The sequence below is a fragment of the Leclercia sp. M-A074-M genome (genome assembly GCF_965195605.1).
GTDB lineage: Bacteria > Pseudomonadota > Gammaproteobacteria > Enterobacterales > Enterobacteriaceae > Enterobacter.
The window spans coordinates 209,443-230,714 of the sequence record NZ_CBDAHM010000002.1; the positions used below are offsets into that span (position 1 = coordinate 209,443).

The 21,272-nt window shown below is 57.7% G+C and carries 18 protein-coding genes; 10 read left to right on the forward strand and 8 right to left on the reverse strand.

The window, feature by feature from the left end:
* Positions 1-57 precede the first annotated feature (57 nt).
* The 3 genes from ACOKCT_RS04685 to ACOKCT_RS04695 all read right to left on the reverse strand — a co-directional run bounded on the left by ACOKCT_RS04685 (position 58) and on the right by ACOKCT_RS04695 (position 2,853).
* On the reverse strand, positions 58-1,023 hold the full coding sequence (locus tag ACOKCT_RS04685; protein ID WP_336997266.1) for a DMT family transporter: 966 nt from the start codon (positions 1,021-1,023) through the stop codon (positions 58-60).
* A 75-nt stretch (positions 1,024-1,098) separates the two neighbouring features.
* Positions 1,099-1,923 carry an AraC family transcriptional regulator gene (locus ACOKCT_RS04690; protein ID WP_220435221.1) on the reverse strand — a complete coding sequence of 275 codons (825 nt, stop codon included), beginning with the start codon at positions 1,921-1,923 and terminating at the stop codon, positions 1,099-1,101.
* 81 nt (positions 1,924-2,004) lie between these two features.
* On the reverse strand, positions 2,005-2,853 hold the full coding sequence (locus ACOKCT_RS04695; RefSeq protein ID WP_220435222.1) for an SDR family oxidoreductase: 849 nt from the start codon (positions 2,851-2,853) through the stop codon (positions 2,005-2,007).
* Between the two features lie 89 nt (positions 2,854-2,942).
* On the opposite strand from ACOKCT_RS04695, the gene ACOKCT_RS04700 reads away from it, so the two are divergent.
* Positions 2,943-3,323: a winged helix-turn-helix transcriptional regulator gene (locus tag ACOKCT_RS04700; RefSeq protein ID WP_220435223.1), complete on the forward strand. Its 381-nt coding sequence runs from the start codon at positions 2,943-2,945 to the stop codon at positions 3,321-3,323.
* 91 nt (positions 3,324-3,414) lie between these two features.
* Here the strand turns inward: ACOKCT_RS04700 and ACOKCT_RS04705 are convergent, their stop codons facing one another.
* Complete coding sequence (locus tag ACOKCT_RS04705) at positions 3,415-5,358, reverse strand: bifunctional 2',3'-cyclic-nucleotide 2'-phosphodiesterase/3'-nucleotidase (RefSeq protein ID WP_420193196.1); 1,944 nt, start codon at positions 5,356-5,358, stop codon at positions 3,415-3,417.
* A gap of 191 nt (positions 5,359-5,549) precedes the next feature.
* On the opposite strand from ACOKCT_RS04705, the gene cysQ reads away from it, so the two are divergent.
* Positions 5,550-6,290, forward strand: coding sequence for a 3'(2'),5'-bisphosphate nucleotidase CysQ (cysQ, locus tag ACOKCT_RS04710; protein ID WP_114316070.1), 741 nt, complete (start codon positions 5,550-5,552; stop codon positions 6,288-6,290).
* On the opposite strand, the gene ACOKCT_RS04715 is transcribed toward cysQ, so the two are convergent.
* Complete coding sequence (locus ACOKCT_RS04715) at positions 6,284-6,841, reverse strand: YtfJ family protein (RefSeq protein ID WP_220435225.1); 558 nt, start codon at positions 6,839-6,841, stop codon at positions 6,284-6,286. The two genes, cysQ and ACOKCT_RS04715, sit on opposite strands and share 7 nt — an antisense overlap.
* A gap of 329 nt (positions 6,842-7,170) precedes the next feature.
* On the opposite strand from ACOKCT_RS04715, the gene ACOKCT_RS04720 reads away from it, so the two are divergent.
* A complete protein-coding gene (locus ACOKCT_RS04720; protein WP_032616223.1) occupies positions 7,171-7,377 on the forward strand; it encodes a DUF1107 domain-containing protein in 207 nt (68 codons plus the stop codon).
* 58 nt (positions 7,378-7,435) lie between these two features.
* Here ACOKCT_RS04720 and ACOKCT_RS04725 read toward each other — a convergent pair whose 3' ends face one another.
* Both ACOKCT_RS04725 and msrA read right to left on the reverse strand, forming a co-directional pair.
* Entirely contained in the window at positions 7,436-8,773 is a 1,338-nt protein-coding gene (locus tag ACOKCT_RS04725) for a hemolysin family protein (RefSeq protein ID WP_103178002.1), read from the reverse strand.
* Positions 8,774-8,961: 188 nt separating this feature from the next.
* Positions 8,962-9,603 carry a peptide-methionine (S)-S-oxide reductase MsrA gene (msrA, locus tag ACOKCT_RS04730; RefSeq protein ID WP_103178003.1) on the reverse strand — a complete coding sequence of 214 codons (642 nt, stop codon included), beginning with the start codon at positions 9,601-9,603 and terminating at the stop codon, positions 8,962-8,964.
* Between the two features lie 223 nt (positions 9,604-9,826).
* Between msrA and tamA the strand changes: the two genes are divergently transcribed.
* The 3 genes from tamA to ACOKCT_RS04745 are packed head-to-tail and all read left to right on the forward strand — an operon-like array spanning position 9,827 to position 15,680.
* Positions 9,827-11,560: an autotransporter assembly complex protein TamA gene (gene tamA / locus ACOKCT_RS04735; protein ID WP_420193197.1), complete on the forward strand. Its 1,734-nt coding sequence runs from the start codon at positions 9,827-9,829 to the stop codon at positions 11,558-11,560.
* Positions 11,557-15,333, forward strand: coding sequence for an autotransporter assembly complex protein TamB (gene tamB, locus ACOKCT_RS04740; protein WP_220435226.1), 3,777 nt, complete (start codon positions 11,557-11,559; stop codon positions 15,331-15,333). Before tamA ends, tamB begins: the two co-directional genes overlap by 4 nt.
* 2 nt (positions 15,334-15,335) lie before the next feature.
* Positions 15,336-15,680, forward strand: a complete 345-nt coding sequence (locus ACOKCT_RS04745) for a gamma-glutamylcyclotransferase family protein (protein WP_103823030.1) — start codon at positions 15,336-15,338, stop codon at positions 15,678-15,680.
* A gap of 146 nt (positions 15,681-15,826) precedes the next feature.
* Here the strand turns inward: ACOKCT_RS04745 and ppa are convergent, their stop codons facing one another.
* Positions 15,827-16,354 carry an inorganic diphosphatase gene (ppa, locus tag ACOKCT_RS04750; protein ID WP_103178006.1) on the reverse strand — a complete coding sequence of 176 codons (528 nt, stop codon included), beginning with the start codon at positions 16,352-16,354 and terminating at the stop codon, positions 15,827-15,829.
* Positions 16,355-16,662: 308 nt separating this feature from the next.
* Here ppa and ytfQ point away from each other — a divergent pair, with 308 nt between their 5' ends.
* The 4 genes from ytfQ to yjfF all read left to right on the forward strand — a co-directional run bounded on the left by ytfQ (position 16,663) and on the right by yjfF (position 21,246).
* A complete protein-coding gene (gene ytfQ, locus ACOKCT_RS04755; protein ID WP_103178007.1) occupies positions 16,663-17,619 on the forward strand; it encodes a galactofuranose ABC transporter, galactofuranose-binding protein YtfQ in 957 nt (318 codons plus the stop codon).
* A gap of 103 nt (positions 17,620-17,722) precedes the next feature.
* Complete coding sequence (gene ytfR / locus ACOKCT_RS04760) at positions 17,723-19,225, forward strand: galactofuranose ABC transporter, ATP-binding protein YtfR (protein ID WP_420193198.1); 1,503 nt, start codon at positions 17,723-17,725, stop codon at positions 19,223-19,225.
* Positions 19,226-19,235: 10 nt separating this feature from the next.
* Positions 19,236-20,261, forward strand: coding sequence for a galactofuranose ABC transporter, ATP-binding protein YtfT (gene ytfT, locus ACOKCT_RS04765; protein ID WP_420193199.1), 1,026 nt, complete (start codon positions 19,236-19,238; stop codon positions 20,259-20,261).
* Positions 20,248-21,246 (forward strand): galactofuranose ABC transporter, permease protein YjfF, encoded by a 999-nt coding sequence (gene yjfF, locus ACOKCT_RS04770; RefSeq protein WP_103178010.1) that lies wholly within the window; start codon positions 20,248-20,250, stop codon positions 21,244-21,246. Before ytfT ends, yjfF begins: the two co-directional genes overlap by 14 nt.
* The last annotated feature ends 26 nt before the right edge of the window (positions 21,247-21,272 follow it).

Sequence of the window (21,272 nt, forward strand, 5' to 3'; positions counted from 1 at the left end):
GGCCTACGGAACGCATGACTTTGTAGGCCCGGCAAGCGCAGCGCCGCCGGGCAATAATTACAGCTCCGAAGCCGGAACGACCGAAATTTTTTCCGGCTTTGCTTTTACCGCAATCACCACCCCCACCACCAGCAACACAATTCCCGTGCCGGTTAACAGCGGCGGCAGGCTCTGGCGCATCAGGAAGGTATAGAGCAGACCGGCCAGGGTTTCGAAGACAATCAGCGGCCCTAAGATCACCGTCGGTAATTTCTGGCTGGCGACGTTCCAGCACAGGGCGCCCACCCATGAGCAGCAGACGGCAATCGCCAGCATCAGACCGAGAAAGACCCATGGCCGTGGCCCCAGCGGCAGGGCAAAGTCCGGCTGCTGCACGTTCAGCCATGCGCAGGCGGCAAGGTAGCCCAGTAACGAGACCGGCAGTGTCACCAGCGCCTGGGCGGTGGCCCACATCATCGGATGTTTGTCGGGGTTTTCCCGCAGCCAGCGGGCGTTACGCAGGGCGTACCATGCCCAGCAGACCACCGACACCGACGCCAGCAGGATCCCCGAAACATAGCGCCAGCCACTGCCTCCGGCCACGCCGTGACGCAGCTCGGCGATATTCACGCACACCAGCCCCAGCGCAATGGCAAACAGCCCCGGGAGCATCTTTGACCACGCCAGCTTACCATCGCGCTGGCTGTAGAGCAGGTTGGCGAACACCGGGATCACCACCGGCAGCGTGCCGATGATCATGGTCGACACCGGGGCCCCGGTACGCTGGATCGCGCTTGCCAGGCAGACGTAATAGATCAGGTTGCCCATCATCGTCAGAGACAGGGCGGTGAGCCAGTCCCGGCCTTTCAGCTGGCGTAACCGCGCCCGGCCGAGCCAGGCGATCGGCAGGGCGATCAGCCCCAGCGCCAGATAGCGCCCCATCGACTGTAGCGCCGCCGGGTATTCCGGGACGATCAGCGGCCCGACAAAAATCAGTCCCCACATTAACCCTGCAAGCAGGGCATACAACACGCCGCTAATCATTTTTCCCTCCCTCTGCTCTGAACCTGCTGGCAGTGTAGAAAGGCAACAGAGGGCGGTATTGTATGAGATTGCGCATTAGCGCTGCGTTACCTGTTTCTGGTAGCGCACCGGCGTAATGCCATAGCGACGGGTAAAGGCCCGGGTCAGGTGCGACTGATCGGTCAGGCCCGTCGCGGCGGCCACCTCTGCCGCCGGGAGTCCCTGGGTGAGAAAGGCTTTGGCGCGCCACAGGCGGATCGCCATCAGCATCTGATGCGGTGTGACGTGAAAATGGGCTTTGAACTGGCGCTGGAAATGGTACGGGCTGAGCGACACCACCTGCGCCAGCTCATCGAGGGTCAGGGAGTGCATATAGTTGTCATGCAGATAGTCGCGCACGCGCTCGAAGCGATGCGCCCCTTCGTGCCGCACCGGGGCATGGCGCGCCAGCGGCTGGAAGGTATCAATAAGATCCAGCAGCAGCCCTTTTTGTGCCAGCGGATCGTCGGTATGCCACAGGCCGTAGATCAGCTGACAGATCTGCTGTGAACGGCGGGGATCGTGGCGGGTCACATCGCTGAACCACCAGTGGCGGATGCCTGTCACCTCCTCCAGCAGCTCCGGCTCGAGATAGATCATCCGGTAGCGCCAGCCGTCGGCAGTTTCGGCCTCGCCGGTATGCAGTTCATCGGGATTCATGGTGACGACGGAGTGAACGGGGGCAACGTATTGCGTGCCGCGATAGCGGAAGCGTTCGGCACCGGCTTCTATGGCGCCAATACCGAAGGCTTCATGGGTGTGGGGCTCAAAGGCGTAGCGGGAGATATGGGCGTGATACAGCTCCACGCCCGGCAGCTGCGCCAGATGGCGAAAGCGCGCGCTGTCTCTCTCATCGAAAAACTGTTCAGGTACGCCTTGCACGGTGAGCCTCCTCGCGGGTCAGAGTCTCATTATCAGAGATGACCCGCAGGGATGCCACACTAATTAACCATGTTTTAACAATTACAGGATGTGCTTCACGCTCTCCGCAAGCGTGGTGGTCGGGCGGCCCAGCAGGGCGCTCAGGGTGCGGCTGTCATCAAATAGGCCGCCTTTCGAGGCACCAATATCGGAGTCGGCCAGCATCTCCGCCAAACCTGCCGGCAGACCCACTCCCTTCAGCGCGGCGGCAAAATCGGCTTCGCTCAGGTTCTGATAGACCACGTTTTTACCGCTCTGGCGACTCAGCTCGGCAGCAAGCTCGCTTAATGTCCACGCCTGGTCGCCTGCCAGCTCATAAACTTTACCGGCATGACCCTCTTCGCTGATAACGCGGGCCGCAGCGGCGGCATAGTCGGCGCGGGTGGCGGAGGCGATTTTGCCTTCACCGGCCGCACCAATAAACACGCCGTGTTCCAGCGCAGGCGGGGCGCTGGCGAGGTAGTTTTCGGTGTACCAGCCGTTACGCAGCAGGGCGAAAGGAATACCGGATTCGGCCAGCGCTTTTTCGGTGGCGACGTGCTCCACATGCAGGCCCAGCGGGGAAGTGTCGGCATGCAGCAGGCTGGTGTAGGCGATAAATTTCACGCCCGCCGCCTTCGCCGCGTTAATGACGTTCTGATGCTGCGGCGCGCGCTGGCCCACTTCGCTGGAGGAGATCAGCAGCAGTTTATCCACGCCCACGAGTGCGGTGGTGAAAGCGGCCTGGTCGGTATAATCGGCCTGACGCACGGTCACACCCTGCCGGCTTAGCGCTTCGGCCTTCGCCGGGTTGCGTACAATGGCGACCAGTTGGCTGGCAGGAACGGTTCTCAGCAGCTGTTCAATAACGAGTTGGCCAAGCTGGCCGGTAGCGCCTGTAATTGCGATCATGATGAATATCCTTCGTCTCGGGTGAATGTTGTGGCACACTATCACTCAAACTAACTTTTAGTAAGTACGTACAAAAAGGTAAGTATCTCATGGCAAACCCAACCCTCAGCGAGCAAATGCGCGACGGCAATCTCTTTGCCGAGCAGTGCCCTTCCCGGGATGTGCTTAAGCATGTGACCAGCCGCTGGGGCGTGCTGATCCTGGTGGCATTACGTCAGGGGACGCATCGCTTTAGCGATCTGCGCCGCAAGATGGGCGGGGTGAGCGAGAAGATGCTGGCCCAGTCGCTACAGGCGCTGGAGCAGGATGGCTTTGTCAATCGTGTGTCGTATCCGGTAGTGCCCCCGCACGTGGAGTACAGCCTGACCCCATTGGGGGAAGAGGTGAGTGAGAAGGTAGCGGCGCTGGCCGACTGGATCGAGCTGAATTTGCCCCAGGTGATGAGCAACCGGAATGAACGGGTTTTGTAGGCCCGGCAAGCGCAGCGCCGCCGGGCATTGTGCGGTCTGCTTGCCGGGTGGCGGCTGCGCCTTACCCGGCCTACGAAACGGCAACGTGCTTTTACCTGCTTAAATTTAACTGATAAATCGCAAATCCAATCTCATCGGTCGCGACCTGCTGCATCGGGTACTGCGCTTTCTCTTTGATAAACGCCGCCGCTTTTTCCGTTGGTGCGGTCTCAAAGCGGATATCCAGCTTCACATCGCTGTGAACAGGGGCCAGACGCCAGTTGTTGTCTGCTGCCGGATGGATTTCGCCGCTCTTCTTCGACTGCTCGCCAATCCACGTTGCCAACACCGAACGGTTCTCATCCGGTGAGGCGAAGGCGATATGGCTGTCGCCGGTCCCGGCAAACTTACCGCCGTAAGCGCGGTAGTTGTTGGTCGCCACCAGGAAGGTCGCTTTCGGATCAATCGGCTTACCGTTAAAGGTCAGGTTCTTAATGCGTTCGGCCTGGGCATTCACCACCTGGCACTCGCCGTCATATTTCGCCGGCTGGGAGACATCAATCTGGTACTCCACCCCGTCGATCACATCGAAGTTATAGGTGCGAAAACCGTCCCAGTTAATCAGCGACTGCGGTTTGGTGCTGGTCGGGTCGATCTGGTTAAACTGGCCCGCTGAGCACTCCAGCCACTCCTTCACCTCCTGGCCCGTGGCTTTGACCACCACCAGGGTGTTCGGATAGAGATAGAGATCGGCGGCGTTACGGAAGGTCAGTTGGCCTTTTTCGACTTCAACATAGCTGGCCGGATCGTTCTTGCGTCCACCCACTTTAAACGGCGCCGCAGCGGAGAGGACCGGCAGTTTCGCCAGATCCGGATCGCCCTGAATATAGCGCTCCACGTAGGCTTTCTGCGCCATGTTCACCACCTGCACGGTAGGATCGTCCTGCACCAGCGCCAGATAGCTGTACATGTTGTCGGCAGATTTGCCGATAGGTTTGCTGACAAACTCACGGGTGACGTCGTGATCGTGCTTCAGCACCTCGACGATCTTTTTATCCTCGCCCACCAGCGCTTTTTTAGCGGCCAGATCGTAGATCGGGCGGGCTTCGGCCTTCGACTGGGTGACCTGCCATTTACCGCCGTCATTATTCAGCACCAGATCGACCACCCCAAGGTGATCCCCCCACATGCCCGGCATCACCGCGGGCACGCCGTTCAGGGTGCCTTTGGCAATGTCAGCCCCTTTAATGCTGGCGAAATCTTTGCCCGGGAAGACCGCATGGGCGTGGCCGAAGAGAATGGCGTCCACCCCTTTGACTTCGCTGAGGTAGTAGACCGAGTTTTCCGCCATCGCCTGGTATGGATCGGCAGAGAGACCGGAGTGGGCTACCACCACCACCAGATCGGCGCCTTTCTCGCGCATCTCCGGCACATACTTGCGGGCGGTTTCGGTGATGTCATTGACCGTCACTTTGCCGCTCAGGTTGGCCTTATCCCAGGTCATGATCTGTGGCGGGACAAAACCGATATAACCGATCTTCAGGGTCTGCGGTTTCCCGTCCTGATCGACCACGGTGGTCTCTTTGATCAGATAAGGGGTAAACAGCGGCTTCTGGGTCTTAACGTCGATGATATTGGCGTTAACGTACGGGAATTTGGCTCCTGAAAGCGCCATATGCAGATAGTCCAGCCCGTAGTTAAACTCATGGTTACCCAGGTTACCCACCGCGTAATCCAGGGTGTTCAGCGCCTTGTAGACCGGATGCACATCACCCTTTTTCAGACCTTTCGCCGCCATGTAATCCCCAAGCGGGCTACCCTGAATTAAGTCCCCGTTATCGACCAGGACGCTGTTTTTCACTTCGCTACGGGCTGCGTTAATCAGGCTTGCGGTACGCACCAGACCAAATTTTTCCGTCGGGGCGTCTTTGTAGTAGTCGAAGTCCATCATATTGCTGTGCAGGTCGGTGGTTTCCAGAATGCGGAGATCAACCGTCGCTGCCTGTACGCTCGCCGCAATCAGCGTCGCCAGGAGCGTTGCGCTAAACTTAATCATCAGAGGAGTCCTTTTATTCGATCCAGGCCACAAAAGAATATGTATCTATATTTTTTTGCTTACAGAATTGTGAATCCTGCCAGAAAAAAGGGCCCTGAAACCGGAATTGCTTCACAGATAGCGGATTTATTCACAATGCGATATAAATAAAACAAAGAGTTATACCCACTGTGATAACAAAGAGGTGGAGAATGTTAGATAAAATTTGTCAGCTCGCACGGGAAGCGGGCGAGGCCATTATGCAGGTCTACGATGGCAAGATCCCAATGGACACGATCCGTAAAATCGACGACTCCCCAGTGACCGCAGCCGATCTCGCGGCGCACGGGGTGATCCTGAAAGGCTTGCAGGCGTTAACGCCCGATATCCCTGTGCTTTCCGAAGAAGATCCCCAGCCCTGGGAGGAGCGTCAGCACTGGCAGCGTTACTGGCTGGTTGATCCGCTGGACGGCACCAAAGAGTTCCTCAAGCGTAACGGTGAATTCACGGTAAATATTGCCCTGATTGATAAAGGCAAAGCAGTGCTGGGGGTGGTCTACGCCCCGGTGCTGAAGGTGATGTACAGCGCCGCCGACGGCAAAGCGTGGAAAGAGGAGTGCGGCGTGCGCAACCCGATCCAGGTGCGTGACGCCCGGCCACCGCTGGTGGTGATCAGCCGCTCTCACTCGGATAACGAACTTGAGGAGTATCTGCATCAGCTTGGCGAGCACCAGACAACGTCGATCGGGTCATCGCTGAAGTTCTGCCTGGTGGCAGAAGGGCAGGCGCAGCTCTATCCCCGCTTTGGGCCAACCAACGTCTGGGATACGGCGGCAGGCCATGCCGTTGCCGCCGCCGCGGGGGCCCATGTTCACGACTGGCAGGGCAAGCCGCTCGACTATACCCCGCGGGAATCCTTCCTTAATCCAGGCTTCCGGGTCTCGCTTTACTGACCGACCAACTTATGCAGCAGGGCGACCACCTGCTGCACCTCCTCCTGGGTCAGCGCCCCGTCTTTCGCCCACTGCACTTTACCTTGCTTGTCCAGCACGACGACGGCTGAGCTCTCTTCTTCCAGTTGCCAGGCGCCGCGGGCTGCGCCGTTGCTGTCGACGATGAACTGTGACCATGGGTAGAGCTTTTTATTACTCTCCAGGCTGCTGCGCACGAACATGCCGGACCCCGGTATCGCATCATCGGTGTTTACTACGGTAGTGGTCTGATAAGTATCTTTTGGTAAATGTGCCGACTTGATCGCTTCAATCAGGGTTGCGTTTTTCTCTTTTGCCGAGGTGCGACCGGCAATATGTAGCACCACTCGCACTTTGCCAGGAAGCTGCGCGCTATTCCAGGTTTTGTAGCTAAACTCATTATTGTCGAGGATCAATTCTCCCCGGTCGGCAATGCCCACCGGTGGCACACGTTGTCCCTTCTCAAAATTATGTGCGGAAGCCATCAGTGGCAGCATCAGGCAGGCAGTTGCCAGGATGTTACGTATGGTCATGGTGTTTTCCTTTTTGTTTTATTAGCAGGTGATCCGACCACTTGGTCTGATGTTTTAATCATAAGTGCGATCGCGGCGCTTTACCCGCAATCCCGGTGCCAGAGTGAGGGGGAACGCACATATCTGCACAAAAACGATGGCTTATACTGCCCGAAAGTTACGATTGCAAAGAATATTCTGATTATTTGTCATCAAAAGGTAAATAAACTTATGCAGACTGGGTATCACCATTTTTCTCGTCTATAGTCATTGGGCAACAAAATTTGCGCTCCAGAGGGTCGGCCCGATTGTGGTGCCGCAAGAGCGTATGATTCGCAGGAGATAATAGAATGAAAATTTTTCAACGCTACAATCCGCTTCAGGTAGCTAAATACGTAAAAATCCTGTTCCGTGGACGGTTGTATATCAAGGACGTTGGCGCTTTTGAGTTTGATAAGGGCAAGATCCTTGTCCCAAAAGTGAAGGATAAACAGCACTTTTCTGTGATGTCCGAAGTCAACCGTCAGGTTATGCGTCTGCAAACTGAGATGGCTTAACCAACGTGCTATGCAGTAAAAGAAACGGCTCCCGATGGGAGCCGTTGATGTTTCTGGTTTAGGCCGAGGCGTTCTCTTCAGCATCCGGCATTTTTGGCACGAGCACCGTCGGTTTGTTGTCGATGCGCGTCACCAGAAGTTGATCGATGCGGTAGTTGTCGATATCCACCACCTCGAACTTATACCCCGAGAACTTCACCGAGTCGGTGCGTTTCGGGATTTTACGCAGCATAAACATCATAAAGCCGCCAATGGTCTCGTAGTTGCCCGACTGCGGGAACTCGTCGATGTCCAGCACGCGCATCACGTCGTCGATAGGCGTACCGCCGTCCACCAGCCATGAGTTCTCATCGCGCGCCACAATCTGCTCTTCCAGACCCTGGCCCACCAGATCGCCCATCAGGGTGGTCATGACATCATTGAGGGTGATGATCCCCACCACCAGCGCATATTCGTTCATGATCACCGCAAAGTCTTCCCCGGCGGTTTTGAAACTTTCCAGCGCTTCGGAGAGCGTCAGGGTGTCCGGGACAATCAGGGTATTGCGGATCTGCACCCCGCTGTTCAGCGTCAGGCTCTGGTTCGCCAGCACGCGGTTCAGCAGGTCTTTGGAGTCGACATAGCCGATGATGTGATCGATATCTTCATTACAGACCAGGAACTTGGAGTGCGGATGTTCCGCCACCTTTTTCTTCAGGCTCTGCTCATCTTCGTGCAGATCGAACCAGATCACGTTCTCACGTCCGGTCATGGATGACGGCACGGTACGGGATTCCAGCTCAAACACGTTCTCGATCAGCTCATGCTCCTGCTTACGCAGCACCCCCGCCAGCGCGCCGGCTTCGAATACCGCGTAGACATCGTCAGAGGTGATGTCATCTTTACGCACCATCGGCAGTTTAAACAGACGGAAAATGGTATTGGCCAGTCCGTTAAAGAACCACACCAGCGGGCGGAACACGAAGAGACAGAAGCGCATCGGGTTGATGATGCGCAAAGCCACAGCTTCTGGCGCAATCATACCGATGCGTTTCGGGGTCAAATCGGCAAAGAGAATGAACAGGCCAGTCACCAGCGAGAAGGAGAGAATGAAGCTCAGCTGCTCGGAAAGCTCAGGGGAGAAGTATCGGGAGAAAACGCTATGGAATGCGGGCGAGAATGCAGCATCACCCACAATACCGCCAAGAATGGCGACCGCATTGAGGCCGATTTGCACCACGGTAAAGAACATCCCCGGGTTTTCCTGCATTTTCAGGACGCGTTGGGCATTGAGATCGCCATCATCGGCGAGCAGTTTAAGTTTAATTTTACGGGATGCGGCCAGAGAGATTTCTGAAATAGAGAAAAATGCACTGACAGCGATGAGACAAAGTATTACTAAAATACTGTTTAACATATCTTATCCGGCTTCTCGCCAGATCCTCGGAGGGAAGTTGGTCATACAGGTGTGTAGATATTTTGAACACCGGTCCGAAGCGGTAGGCCGGTTATTTCGAGGGGTAGTATAGCGTAAACGGCTGTAAAGTCGCCAGAGATCGCATTTTGAGCCGGTTTTGCTCGTCAACAGGCAAAACCGGCTTACTGTTATGCCAGCTGCGGCGGCAGGCAGACACCAATGCCACCGATACCGCAGTAGCCGTACGGATTTTTATGCAGATACTGCTGGTGGTCATCTTCCGCATAATAGAACGGTAAGGCGTTGGTGATTTCGGTCGTCACCGGGCGATCGTCACCGGCGGCGTGCATCGCCTGCTGGAAGCGCGCCAGACTGTCGCGGGCGGCGGCATCCTGTTCCGGCGTGAGCGGATAGATCGCCGAGCGGTACTGGGTACCGTGGTCATTGCCCTGACGCATACCCTGCGCAGGATCGTGGTTTTCCCAGAATACCTGCAGCAGCTGTTCGTAGCTGACGACGTTCGGATCATATACTACGCGTACCGCCTCGGCGTGACCGGTCTGGCCGGAGCAGACTTCGCGGTAGGTTGGGTTCGGGGTATAGCCCCCGGTATAGCCTGCCGCGGTGCTGTAGACGCCCGGCAGTTGCCAGAAGAGGCGCTCCACGCCCCAGAAACAACCCATCGCGAACAGGGCAATTTCCATCCCTTCCGGGACGTTGGTCATAGAGTGGCCGTTGACGGCATGGAGAGTCGCGACAGGCATAGGGGTGTTACGTCCCGGTAATGCGTCCGCCTGAGCAACCAGGTGCTTTTTATCAAATAAACTCACGGTGTGGCCTCCGGGTGGGTGATGTTTGGGTTAAGGTTGTCACGACGCGTTTAATTGAACACAATAAATGCGGTGAATGAGTCTAGATTTAAACATAAGAAATATTAGGGTGTTTAACCATTTTTCAACCCGCGTATTGGGTTTTGGGCTTTTGCCGTGATTTGCTGCGGAGCGGCACTTCATATGCTTCCAGGGGTGGAAACAAGGATATTCAGGAGAAAACGTGCCAAAAATCCGCCAGTTATGTTTAGCCAGTCTCTTGCTGACAAGCGGAATCGCCAGCGCGGCGAACGTTCGTTTACAGGTTGAGGGGCTATCCGGGGCGCTGGAAAAAAACGTACGCGCACAGCTCTCCACTATTGAGAGCGACGAAGTGACGCCCGATCGTCGCTTTCGCGCTCGCGTGGACGATGCCATCCGTGGCGGTTTAAAAGCGCTCGGCTACTACGAGCCGACCATCGACTTCGAACTGCGTCCACCGCCGGCCAAAGGGCGGCAGGTGTTGATTGCCCGCGTCAAGCCTGGGGTTCCGGTGCTCATCGGCGGCACGGACGTGGTGCTGCGCGGCGGCGCGCGTACCGATCAGGACTATCTTGAACTGTTGAACACGCGGCCAAAGAACGGCACCGTGCTCAATCACAGCGACTATGACGGCTTCAAAAAAGATCTGACGAAGGTGGCGCTGCGCAAAGGCTACTTCGACAGCCAGTTCAATAAAAGTCAGCTCGGCATCGCCCTCGACCGCCATCAGGCATTCTGGGATATCGACTACGACAGCGGAGAACGCTACCGCTTTGGTGATGTGACCTTCGAAGGCTCGCAGATCCGTGATGAGTATTTGCAGAATCTGATCCCTTTTAAAGAGGGCGACTATTACCAGTCGAAAGATCTGGCCGAGCTCAACCGCCGTCTGTCAGCTACCGGCTGGTTTAACTCCGTGGTGGTGGCGCCGGAGTTTGATAAAGCGCGACAGACCAAAGTGCTGCCGCTGCACGGCGTGGTATCGCCACGCACCGAGAACACCATTGAGACCGGGGTGGGCTACTCCACTGACGTCGGCCCGCGCGTAAAAGCGACGTGGAAAAAGCCGTGGATGAACTCCTACGGCCACAGCCTGACCAGCAACGTCAGTCTCTCAGCCCCGGAACAGCAGCTCGATTTCAGCTATAAAATGCCGCTGCTGAAAAATCCGCTTGAGCAATATTACCTGGTGCAGGGCGGCTTTAAGCGTACCGATCTGAACGACACCGAAGCGGATTCCACGACCCTCGCCGTGTCGCGCTACTGGGATCTCTCCAGCGGCTGGCAGCGCGCCATCAACCTGCGCTGGAGCCTCGACCACTTTACCCAGGCCAACGTCACCAACACCACCATGCTGCTCTATCCGGGGGTGATGATCAGCCGGACCCGTTCCCGCGGCGGCCTGATGCCGGACTGGGGGGATTCCCAGCGCTATTCGATAGACTACTCCAATACCGCCTGGGGCTCGGATGTGGATTTCTCCGTGGTACAGGCGCAAAACGTCTGGATCCGCACCTTTTATGACCGTCACCGCTTTGTGGTGCGTGGCAACCTGGGCTGGATTGAAACCGGCGACTTTGAAAAAGTGCCGCCGAATCTGCGCTTCTTCGCCGGGGGCGATCGCAGCATTCGTGGCTATAAATACAAATCCATCGCGCCAAAAGATGACGACGGCAAGCTGATCGGGGCCTCGAAGCTGGCTACCGGCTCGCTGGAGTATCAGTACAACGTCACCGGAAAATGGTGGGGCGCGACCTTTATCGACAGCGGAGAAGCGGTGAGCGATATCCGCCGCAGCGACTTTAAAACCGGCGCAGGCGTCGGGGTGCGCTGGGAGTCACCGGTCGGGCCGATCAAGCTCGATTTCGCCGTGCCGGTGGGCGATAAAGATGAACACGGTTTACAGTTTTACATCGGTCTGGGGCCGGAATTATGAGTTTATGGAAGAAAATCAGCCTCGGCGTGTTGCTGTTTATCCTGCTGCTGCTGGCTGCGGTGGCCTTTCTGGTGGGGACCACCAGCGGGCTGCATCTGCTGTTTAAGGCGGCAGACCGCTGGGTGCCGGGGCTGGAGATTGGCCAGGTCACCGGCGGCTGGCGCGACTTACACCTGAAAAACGTCCGCTATGACCAGCCGGGCGTGGCGGTCAACGCCGGGGATCTGCATCTGGCGGTGAAGCTCAGCTGTCTGCGCGACAGCAGCCTGTGCATTAACGATCTGTCGTTAAAAGATGTCTTCGTGACGATAGATTCCAAAAAAATGCCACAGTCAGAGCCCGTTGCCGAAGAGGAGAGCGGGCCGCTGGATCTCTCCACGCCATACCCGATATCGCTTAACCGGGTGGCGCTGAATAACATCAACGTCAAAATCGACGACACCACCGTGTCGGTGATGGACTTCACCTCCGGCCTGCGCTGGCAGGAGAAAAACCTGACCCTGACCCCGACTTCTCTGCAAGGGCTGCTGATTGCCCTGCCGAAAGTGGCGGAGGTGGCCCAGGAAGAGATCGTCGAGCCTAAAATTCAGAACCCGCAGCCGGAAGAGAAGCCGCTGGGCGAAACCCTGAAGGATCTCTTCTCGAAACCGGTCCTGCCGGAGATGACCGACGTTCACCTGCCGCTGAACCTTAATATTGAAGAGTTTAAGGGCGAGCAGCTGCGCCTTACCGGCGATACCGATCTGACGGTCTTCAACATGCTGCTGAAAGTGAGCAGCATCGACGGCAACATGAAGCTCGACGCGCTGGATATCGACACCAACCAGGGGAGCGTCAACGCCACCGGCAACGCCCTGTTGCGGGATAACTGGCCGGTGGATATCACTCTCAACAGCACCCTGAACATCGACCCGATTAAAGGCGAGAAGGTGAAGCTGAAGGTGGGCGGCGCCATGCGCGAACAGCTGGAGTTTGGCGTGAACCTCTCCGGCCCGGTTGACGTGGTGCTGCGCGGCCAGACCCGGCTTGCAGAGGCGGGCCTGCCGCTCAACCTTGAGGTGGTGAGTGAGCAGCTCTACTGGCCATTTACCGGTGAGAAGCAGTACCAGGCCGATGACGTGAAGCTGAAGCTCACCGGCAAAATGACCGATTACACCCTGTCGTTCCGCACTGCGGTGAAAGGGGAGGGGCTGCCGCCTGCCGGCATCACTCTGGATGCGAAGGGCAACGAGCAGCAGATCAATCTCGACAAGCTGACGGTGGCGGCGCTGGAGGGCAAAACCGAGCTGACGGCGCTGCTCGACTGGCAGAAGGCGATCAGCTGGCGCGGGGAGCTGAAGCTCACCGGGATCAACACCGCCAAAGAGGTGCCGGACTGGCCCTCGAAGCTCGACGGGCTGATTAAAACCCGCGGTAGTCTCTACGGCGGTAGCTGGCAGATGGAGGTGCCGGAGCTGAAAATCACCGGCAACGTGAAGCAGAACAAAGTGGATGTGAACGGCTCGCTGAAGGGCAACAGCTACCTGCAGTGGGTCATCCCGGGCCTGCACGTCGCGCTGGGGCGCAACACCGCCGATATTAAGGGCGAGCTGGGGGTGAAAGATCTCGATCTGGATGCCACCATCGACGCGCCGAATCTGGATAATGCCCTGCCGGGGCTGGGCGGAACCGCGAAAGGACTGCTGAAGGTGCGCGGCACGGTAGAAGCCCCGCAGCTGCTGGCGGATATCACCGCCAACGGCCTGCGCTGGCAGGATCTCACCATCGCCCGGGTGCGGGTGGATGGCGACGTGAAATCCACCGATCAGATCGCCGGGCACCTGAACCTGCGGGTCGATCGCATTTCCCAGCCGGGCCTCAACCTTAATCAGGTGACCCTGGAAGCCAAAGGCAGCGAGAAACAGCACGATCTCCAGCTGCGCATTCAGGGTGAACCGGTCTCCGGCCAGCTGCACCTGGCGGGCAGCTTTGACCGCCAGGAGACCCGCTGGAAGGGCACCCTGGATAACACCCGCTTCGCCACCCCGGTGGGGCCGTGGTCGTTATCGCGCGCTATTGCCCTGGATTACCGCAACGCAGAACAGAAGATCAGTATCGGGCCGCACTGCTGGACCAACCCGAATGCCGAACTGTGCGTGCCGCAGACCATTGACGCAGGCGCAGAAGGGCGGGCGGTGGTCAACCTTAACCGCTTCGATCTGGCGATGCTCAAGCCGTTCATGCCAGACACTACGCAAGCAAGCGGCGTGTTCAGCGGCAAGGCGGATGTCTCCTGGGATACCACCAAACCGGGGCTGCCGGAGGGCAACGTCACGCTCGCCGGGCGTAACGTGAAAGTGACGCAGGTGGTGAACGATGCGCCGCTGCCGCTGGCCTTCAGCACCCTCAATCTCACCGCCGATCTGCATAACAACCGCGCCGAGCTGGGCTGGCTGATCCGCCTCACCAACAACGGGCAATTGGACGGCCAGATCCAGGTGACCGATCCGCAAGGACGGCGCAACCTGGGGGGCAACGTCAATATCCGCAACCTTAACCTGGCGATGGCGAATGCCATCTTCTCCCGCGGTGAGAAGGCGGCAGGCATGCTGAATGCCAACCTGCGGCTCGCGGGCAGCGCCCAGAGCCCACAGCTGTTCGGTCAGATGCAGCTGAACGGGGTGGATATCGACGGCAACTTTATGCCGTTCGATATGCTGCCGAGCCAGCTGGCGATGAACTTTAACGGTATGAGCTCGACGCTTACGGGCACCGTGCGTACCCAGCAAGGGCAGATCAACCTCAGCGGCGATGCGGACTGGAGCCAGCTTGATAACTGGCGCGCCCGGGTGGCGGCCAAAGGCAGCAAGGTGCGGATCACCGTGCCGCCGATGGTGCGTTTAGACGTCTCGCCGGATGTGGTCTTTGAGGCCACGCCGCAGCTGTTCACCCTTGATGGCCGCGTCGATGTACCGTGGGCCCGTATCGTGGTGCATGAACTGCCGGAAAGCGCGGTGGGCGTCTCCAGCGATGAGGTCATGCTCAACAACAACCTCCAGCCGGAAGAGCCACAGAGCGCCTCTATCCCGATCAACAGCAACCTGATCGTACACGTAGGCAACAACGTGCGCCTGGATGCGTTTGGGCTGAAGGCCAGACTGACCGGCGATCTGAAAGTCGCGCAGGATAAACAGGGGCTGGGCCTGAACGGGCAGATCAATATTCCGGAAGGGCGTTTCCACGCCTACGGCCAGGATTTGATGGTGCGTAAAGGCGAACTGCTCTTCTCCGGCCCGCCGGATCAGCCGCTGCTGAATATCGAAGCGATCCGTAATCCGGAGGCCACCGAAAATGATGTGATCGCCGGGGTGCGCGTGACGGGCACCGCGGACGAACCGAAAGCGGAAATTTTCTCTGACCCGGCCATGTCCCAGCAGGAAGCGCTCTCATACCTGCTGCGCGGGCAGGGGCTGGACAGCAATCAGAGCGACAGCGCGGCGATGACCTCAATGTTAGTCGGTCTGGGGGTTGCACAAAGTGGTCAGGTTGTGGGTAAAATCGGCGAGACGTTTGGCGTAAGCAATCTGGCGCTGGACACCCAGGGGGTCGGCGACTCCTCTCAGGTGGTGGTCAGCGGCTATGTACTGCCGGGTCTGCAGGTGAAATATGGTGTGGGGATCTTTGACTCATTAGCAACTCTCACGTTACGCTATCGCCTGATGCCTAAGCTATATCTGGAAGCGGTGTCTGGCGTAGACCAGGCACTCGATCTGCTCTATCAGTTTGAGTTTTAGCAATGCGAATATTTGTCTACGGCAGTTTAAGAACAAAGCAAGGCAACAGCCACTGGATGACTAACGCCCAGTTGCTGGGGGATTACAGTATCGAGAACTACCAGCTGTACAGCCTGGGCCACTATCCAGGCGCCGTTCCGGGAGAAGGAGCAGTACACGGTGAGGTTTATCGTATTGATAATGCCACGCTGGCCGAACTTGATGCCTTGCGCACCAAAGGCGGGGAATATGCTCGCCGGTTAATCCAGACACCCTACGGCAGTGCATGGATGTACGTGTACCAACGTTCGGTGGAAGGTCTGACGCTGATTGAAAGCGGTAACTGGTTAGACAGAGACCAGTACTGATATGAATAACGCCACCTTCGGGTGGCGTTGTTTTTTCAGGCCGCACAGATTTTGTAGGCCGGGTAAGGCGCAGCCGCCACCCGGCAAAAGGCCGCACAGACAAAAAAAAGCCCCGACAAGTCGGGGCTCTCTTCACGCAGTAAGCATTACTTCTTAGCGCGTTCGAAGGAGGCAACGATTTCCGCTTTAGCGGCTTCTGCGTTGTCCCAGCCTTCCACTTTCACCCATTTGCCTTTCTCGAGATCTTTGTAGTGCTCGAAGAAGTGGGCGATCTGCGCTTTCAGCAGCTCTGGCAGGTCGTTCACATCTTTGATGTGATCGTACTCTTTGCTCAGCTTGGTGTGCGGTACCGCAACCAGTTTCGCATCTTCACCCGCTTCGTCGGTCATTTTCAGCACGCCAACCGGACGGCAGCGGATCACGGAGCCCGGCTGCAGTGGATATGGCGTTGGGACCAGCACGTCTACCGGGTCACCGTCCAGAGACAGGGTGTGGTTGATGTAACCGTAGTTGCACGGATAGAACATCGCGGTAGACATGAAACGGTCAACGAACAGTGCGCCGGTGTCTTTGTCGATTTCGTATTTGATAGGATCAGCGTTCGCCGGGATTTCGATAACTACGTAGATGTCTTCCGGCAGTTCTTTACCCGCTGGGACGTTGAGTAAGCTCATGTCTGTGTCCTTTAAATGATTGGTAATCAAGTGGCGAGTATTATAGCCAACTGGCGCGGAATGTCTCCGCCTGTTTTCGCCAATCCCTGTTCCTGAAAACCATTATCAGCACTTTCTCATGACAAGATAATCCATAAACTCAGCCGCATTTTTAATGGCTCAGTGAAAGCGATTACAAACTTGTGATTAACGTTTTATTCACTTTTCCGAAGTGTGATGTAACACACTCCGTTACATCTCGCATTGTCTATAGTCTCTTCGCAGAACATTTTTTACCCAACAATAAACTACCCTACGAGGACGCACTTATGTGGAAGCGCTTACTTCTTGTCACAGCAGTTTCGGCAGCCATGTCGTCTATGGCGATGGCCGCCCCCTTAACCGTAGGATTTGCCCAGGTCGGCTCAGAGTCCGGCTGGCGCGCCGCTGAGACCAACGTCGCGAAGAGTGAGGCCGAAAAACGCGGCATCACGCTGAAGATCGCCGATGGTCAGCAAAAACAGGAAAACCAGATCAAAGCGGTACGCTCTTTTATCGCTCAGGGCGTTGACGCCATCTTCATTGCCCCGGTCGTGGCGACGGGTTGGGAACCGGTTCTGAAAGAAGCGAAAGATGCCGAAATTCCGGTCTTCCTGCTCGATCGTTCCATCGATGTAAAAGACAAATCTCTCTATATGACAACCGTTACTGCCGACAACGTGCTGGAAGGCAAATTGATTGGTGAATGGCTGGTGAAACAGGTGGATGGTAAGCCGTGTAATGTGGTGGAACTGCAGGGCACCGTCGGCGCTAGCGTGGCCATCGACCGTAAGAAAGGCTTTGCTGATGCCATCTCCAAAGCATCAAACATCAAGATTATCCGTTCTCAATCCGGCGATTTCACCCGCAGTAAGGGGAAAGAGGTCATGGAGAGCTTTATCAAAGCTGAGAACAACGGCAAGAACATCTGCATGGTTTACGCCCATAACGATGACATGGTGATCGGCGCTATCCAGGCGATTAAAGAGGCGGGCCTGAAGCCGGGTACCGACATCCTGACCGGCTCTATCGACGGCGTACCGGATATCTATAAAGCGATGATCGACAAAGAGGCCAACGCCAGCGTGGAACTGACGCCAAACATGGCAGGTCCGGCCTTTGACGCGCTGGAGAAATTCAAGAAAGACGGCACCATGCCAGAGAAAGTCACGATCACCAAGTCCACGCTCTATCTGCCTGATACCGCTGCAGAAGAGTTAGAGAAGAAGAAAAATATGGGCTACTAAGCTCGACTGAAAATGCCGGGCGACGCTGCGCTTGCCCGGCCTGCGGCTCGCTTTTTGTAGGCCGGATAAGCGTAGCGCCATCCGACATGATGCAGGGGGAACCATGACCACAGACCAACACCAGGAAATCCTCCGCACAGAAGGATTAAGCAAATATTTTCCCGGCGTAAAAGCGCTGGATAACGTCGATTTCAGCCTGCGGCGTGGCGAGATCATGGCCCTGCTGGGTGAAAACGGCGCCGGAAAATCGACCCTGATTAAAGCCCTGACCGGTGTCTATCATGCCGATCGCGGCACCATCTGGCTGGAAGGCCACGCCATATCGCCCAAAAATACCGCCCATGCCCAGCAACTGGGTATCGGGACGGTCTATCAGGAAGTGAACCTGCTGCCGAATATGTCGGTGGCGGATAACCTGTTTATCGGCCGCGAGCCACGTCGCTTTGGCCTGCTGCGCCGTAAAGAGATGGAAGACCGCGCCACAAAACTGATGGCGTCATACGGTTTCTCTCTCGACGTCCGCGAGCCGCTCAACCTCTTCTCGGTGGCGATGCAGCAGATCGTCGCCATCTGCCGGGCTATCGATCTCTCGGCAAAAGTGCTGATCCTCGATGAACCTACCGCCAGCCTGGATACCCAGGAGGTCGAAATGCTCTTCACCTTGATGCGCCAGCTGCGCGACCAGGGGGTGAGCCTGATTTTTGTCACCCACTTCCTCGATCAGGTGTATGAGGTGAGCGACCGTATTACCGTCCTGCGTAACGGCGGCTTCGTCGGCTGTCGCGAAACCCGGGAGCTGCCGCAAATCGAGCTGGTGAAAATGATGCTGGGCCGCGAGCTGGAGAGCAATGCCCTGCAGCGTGCGGGCCGGACGCTGCTCAGCGAGAAGCCGGTGGCGGCGTTTAAAGGGTACGGCAAGAAAGGCACCATTGCGCCCTTTGATCTTGAGGTGCGCCCGGGCGAAATCGTCGGACTGGCGGGGCTGTTAGGGTCGGGACGTACCGAAACGGCAGAGGTGATCTTCGGGATTAAACCTGCCGACAGCGGCACTGCGCTGATCAAAGGTAAACCGCAGACGCTGCGCTCTCCGCATCAGGCTTCCAGCCTGGGGATCGGTTTCTGCCCGGAAGATCGCAAGACCGACGGTATTATCGCCGCCGCTTCGGTGCGCGAGAACATCATTCTGGCCCTGCAGGCCCAGCGCGGCTGGCTGCGTCCCATTCCCCGTAAAGAGCAAAATGTGATTGCCGAGCGCTTTATTCGCCAGCTGGGCATCCGCACCCCGAGTGCGGAGCAGCCGATCGAATTTCTCTCCGGCGGTAACCAGCAGAAGGTGCTGCTGTCACGCTGGCTGCTGACCAAGCCGCAGTTCCTGATCCTCGACGAGCCGACCCGCGGTATCGACGTAGGAGCGCACGCGGAAATTATCCGCCTGATCGAAACCCTCTGCGCCGACGGTCTTGCGCTGCTGGTGATCTCCTCGGAGCTGGAGGAGCTGGTGGGGTATGCGGATCGGGTGATCATCATGCGCGACCGTCAGCAGGTGGCCGAGATCCCGCTGGATGCGCTCTCCGTTCCGGCAATCATGAACGCCATTGCGGCATAAGGAGTAGATCGTGATGTCACGTTCACTTTCTCAGACCGGCGAGACGAAGCGCCGCTTCAGCTGGCCCACCGGCACGCCGCAAATCATTGCGCTGATCCTGGTGTTGCTGGTGGACAGCCTCGTTTCGCCGCATTTTTATCAGATTATCCTCCAGGATGGGCGCCTGTTCGGCAGTCCGATTGATATTTTAAACCGCGCCGCGCCGGTCGCCCTGCTGGCGATCGGCATGACCTTGGTGATTGCCACCGGCGGTATCGACCTGTCGGTCGGGGCGGTGATGGCGATTGCCGGGGCGACGGCGGCCTCAATGACCGTGGCCGGACACAGCCTGCCGGTGGTGCTGCTGGCGACGCTGGGCACCGGCGTGCTCGCGGGATTGTGGAACGGCATCCTGGTGGCGATCCTCAAAATCCAGCCCTTTGTCGCCACCCTCATTTTAATGGTGGCCGGACGCGGGGTGGCGCAGCTGATCACCTCCGGGCAGATCGTCACCTTCAACGCCCCGAATCTGGCGTGGATTGGCAGCGGATCGCTGCTCTTCTTCCCGACGCCGGTGATTATTGTGGTGGTCGCCCTGATCGCCTTCTGGCTGTTCACCCGCAAAACCGCCCTCGGGATGTTTATCGAAGCGGTGGGGATTAACATTCGCGCCGCGAAAAACGCCGGGGTCAGCACCCGTCTGATGGTGATGCTCACCTACGTGTTGAGCGGGGTCTGTGCCGCCATTGTCGGGATTATCGTCGCGGCGGATATTCGCGGGGCCGATGCCAATAACGCCGGGCTCTGGCTGGAACTGGATGCGATCCTCGCGGTGGTGATTGGCGGCGGCTCGCTGATGGGCGGGCGCTTCAACCTGCTGCTGTCGGTGATTGGCGCGCTGATTATCCAGGGGATGAACACCGGGATCCTGCTGTCGGGTTTCCCGCCGGAACTCAACCAGGTGGTGAAAGCGGTGGTGGTGCTCTGCGTGCTCATCGTGCAGTCGCCGCGCTTTATCAGTCTCATTAAGGGGATGCGTGGTCATGATAAAACGTAATTTACCGCTCATGATAACCCTGGGCGTGTTTGTGCTGGGGTATCTCTACTGCCTGACGCAGTTCCCCGGTTTTGCTTCGACGCGGGTGATCTGCAACATCCTGACCGACAACGCCTTCCTCGGGATCATCGCCGTCGGCATGACCTTCGTGATCCTCTCCGGCGGGATCGACCTCTCCGTCGGGTCGGTGATCGCCTTTACCGGCGTCTTCCTGGCTAAGGCGATTGGCTACTGGGGGATCTCTCCGCTGCTGGCCTTCCCGCTGGTGCTGGTGATGGGCTGCGCCTTTGGCGCCTTTATGGGACTGCTGATCGACGCCCTGAAGATCCCGGCGTTTATTATCACCCTCGCCGGGATGTTCTTCCTGCGCGGCGTCAGCTATCTGGTGTCGGAGGAGTCGATCCCGATTAACCATCCGGTCTACGACACCCTCTCAAGCCTGGCGTGGAAAATTCCCGGCGGTGGCCGGCTGAGTATTCTCGGGCTGGTGATGCTGGGCGTGGTGGTGATCGGCATTTTCCTCGCCCACCGCACCCGCTTTGGCAACGAAGTGTATGCCATCGGCGGTAACGCCACCTCGGCGAACCTGATGGGGATTTCCACCCGTAGCACCACCATTCGTATCTATATGCTCTCCACCGGGCTGGCGACACTGGCGGGGATCGTCTTCTCCATTTACACCCAGGCGGGCTATGCGCTGGCGGGGGTAGGGGTGGAGCTGGACGCGATTGCCTCGGTGGTGATTGGCGGCACGCTGCTCAGCGGCGGCGTCGGCACGGTGCTAGGCACGCTGTTTGGGGTGGCGATCCAGGGGCTGATCCAGACCTATATTAACTTCGACGGCACCCTCAGCTCGTGGTGGACCAAGATTGCGATTGGCATTCTGCTGTTCATCTTTATCGCCCTGCAGCGCGGCCTGACGGTGCTCTGGGAGAACCGCCAGAACTCGCCTGTCACACGGGTGAGCACCACCAGCAAGCTATAAGCGCCTGAATTTACGTCAAGTCTAAA

What these genes read in the sequence shown, in the direction of transcription:
- ACOKCT_RS04695 (WP_220435222.1), bottom strand. Translation starts at nt 2,853, where the DNA reads ATGATCGCAATTACAGGCGCTACCGGCCAGCTTGGCCAACTCGTTATT.
- ACOKCT_RS04745 (WP_103823030.1), top strand. Translation starts at nt 15,336, where the DNA reads ATGCGAATATTTGTCTACGGCAGTTTAAGAACAAAGCAAGGCAACAGC.
- ACOKCT_RS04700 (WP_220435223.1), top strand. Translation starts at nt 2,943, where the DNA reads ATGGCAAACCCAACCCTCAGCGAGCAAATGCGCGACGGCAATCTCTTT.
- ppa (WP_103178006.1), bottom strand. Translation starts at nt 16,354, where the DNA reads ATGAGCTTACTCAACGTCCCAGCGGGTAAAGAACTGCCGGAAGACATC.
- tamB (WP_220435226.1), top strand. Translation starts at nt 11,557, where the DNA reads ATGAGTTTATGGAAGAAAATCAGCCTCGGCGTGTTGCTGTTTATCCTG.
- yjfF (WP_103178010.1), top strand. Translation starts at nt 20,248, where the DNA reads ATGATAAAACGTAATTTACCGCTCATGATAACCCTGGGCGTGTTTGTG.
- ytfQ (WP_103178007.1), top strand. Translation starts at nt 16,663, where the DNA reads ATGTGGAAGCGCTTACTTCTTGTCACAGCAGTTTCGGCAGCCATGTCG.
- cysQ (WP_114316070.1), top strand. Translation starts at nt 5,550, where the DNA reads ATGTTAGATAAAATTTGTCAGCTCGCACGGGAAGCGGGCGAGGCCATT.
- ACOKCT_RS04705 (WP_420193196.1), bottom strand. Translation starts at nt 5,358, where the DNA reads ATGATTAAGTTTAGCGCAACGCTCCTGGCGACGCTGATTGCGGCGAGC.
- ACOKCT_RS04715 (WP_220435225.1), bottom strand. Translation starts at nt 6,841, where the DNA reads ATGACCATACGTAACATCCTGGCAACTGCCTGCCTGATGCTGCCACTG.
- ytfR (WP_420193198.1), top strand. Translation starts at nt 17,723, where the DNA reads ATGACCACAGACCAACACCAGGAAATCCTCCGCACAGAAGGATTAAGC.
- ACOKCT_RS04725 (WP_103178002.1), bottom strand. Translation starts at nt 8,773, where the DNA reads ATGTTAAACAGTATTTTAGTAATACTTTGTCTCATCGCTGTCAGTGCA.
- ACOKCT_RS04720 (WP_032616223.1), top strand. Translation starts at nt 7,171, where the DNA reads ATGAAAATTTTTCAACGCTACAATCCGCTTCAGGTAGCTAAATACGTA.
- ACOKCT_RS04685 (WP_336997266.1), bottom strand. Translation starts at nt 1,023, where the DNA reads ATGATTAGCGGCGTGTTGTATGCCCTGCTTGCAGGGTTAATGTGGGGA.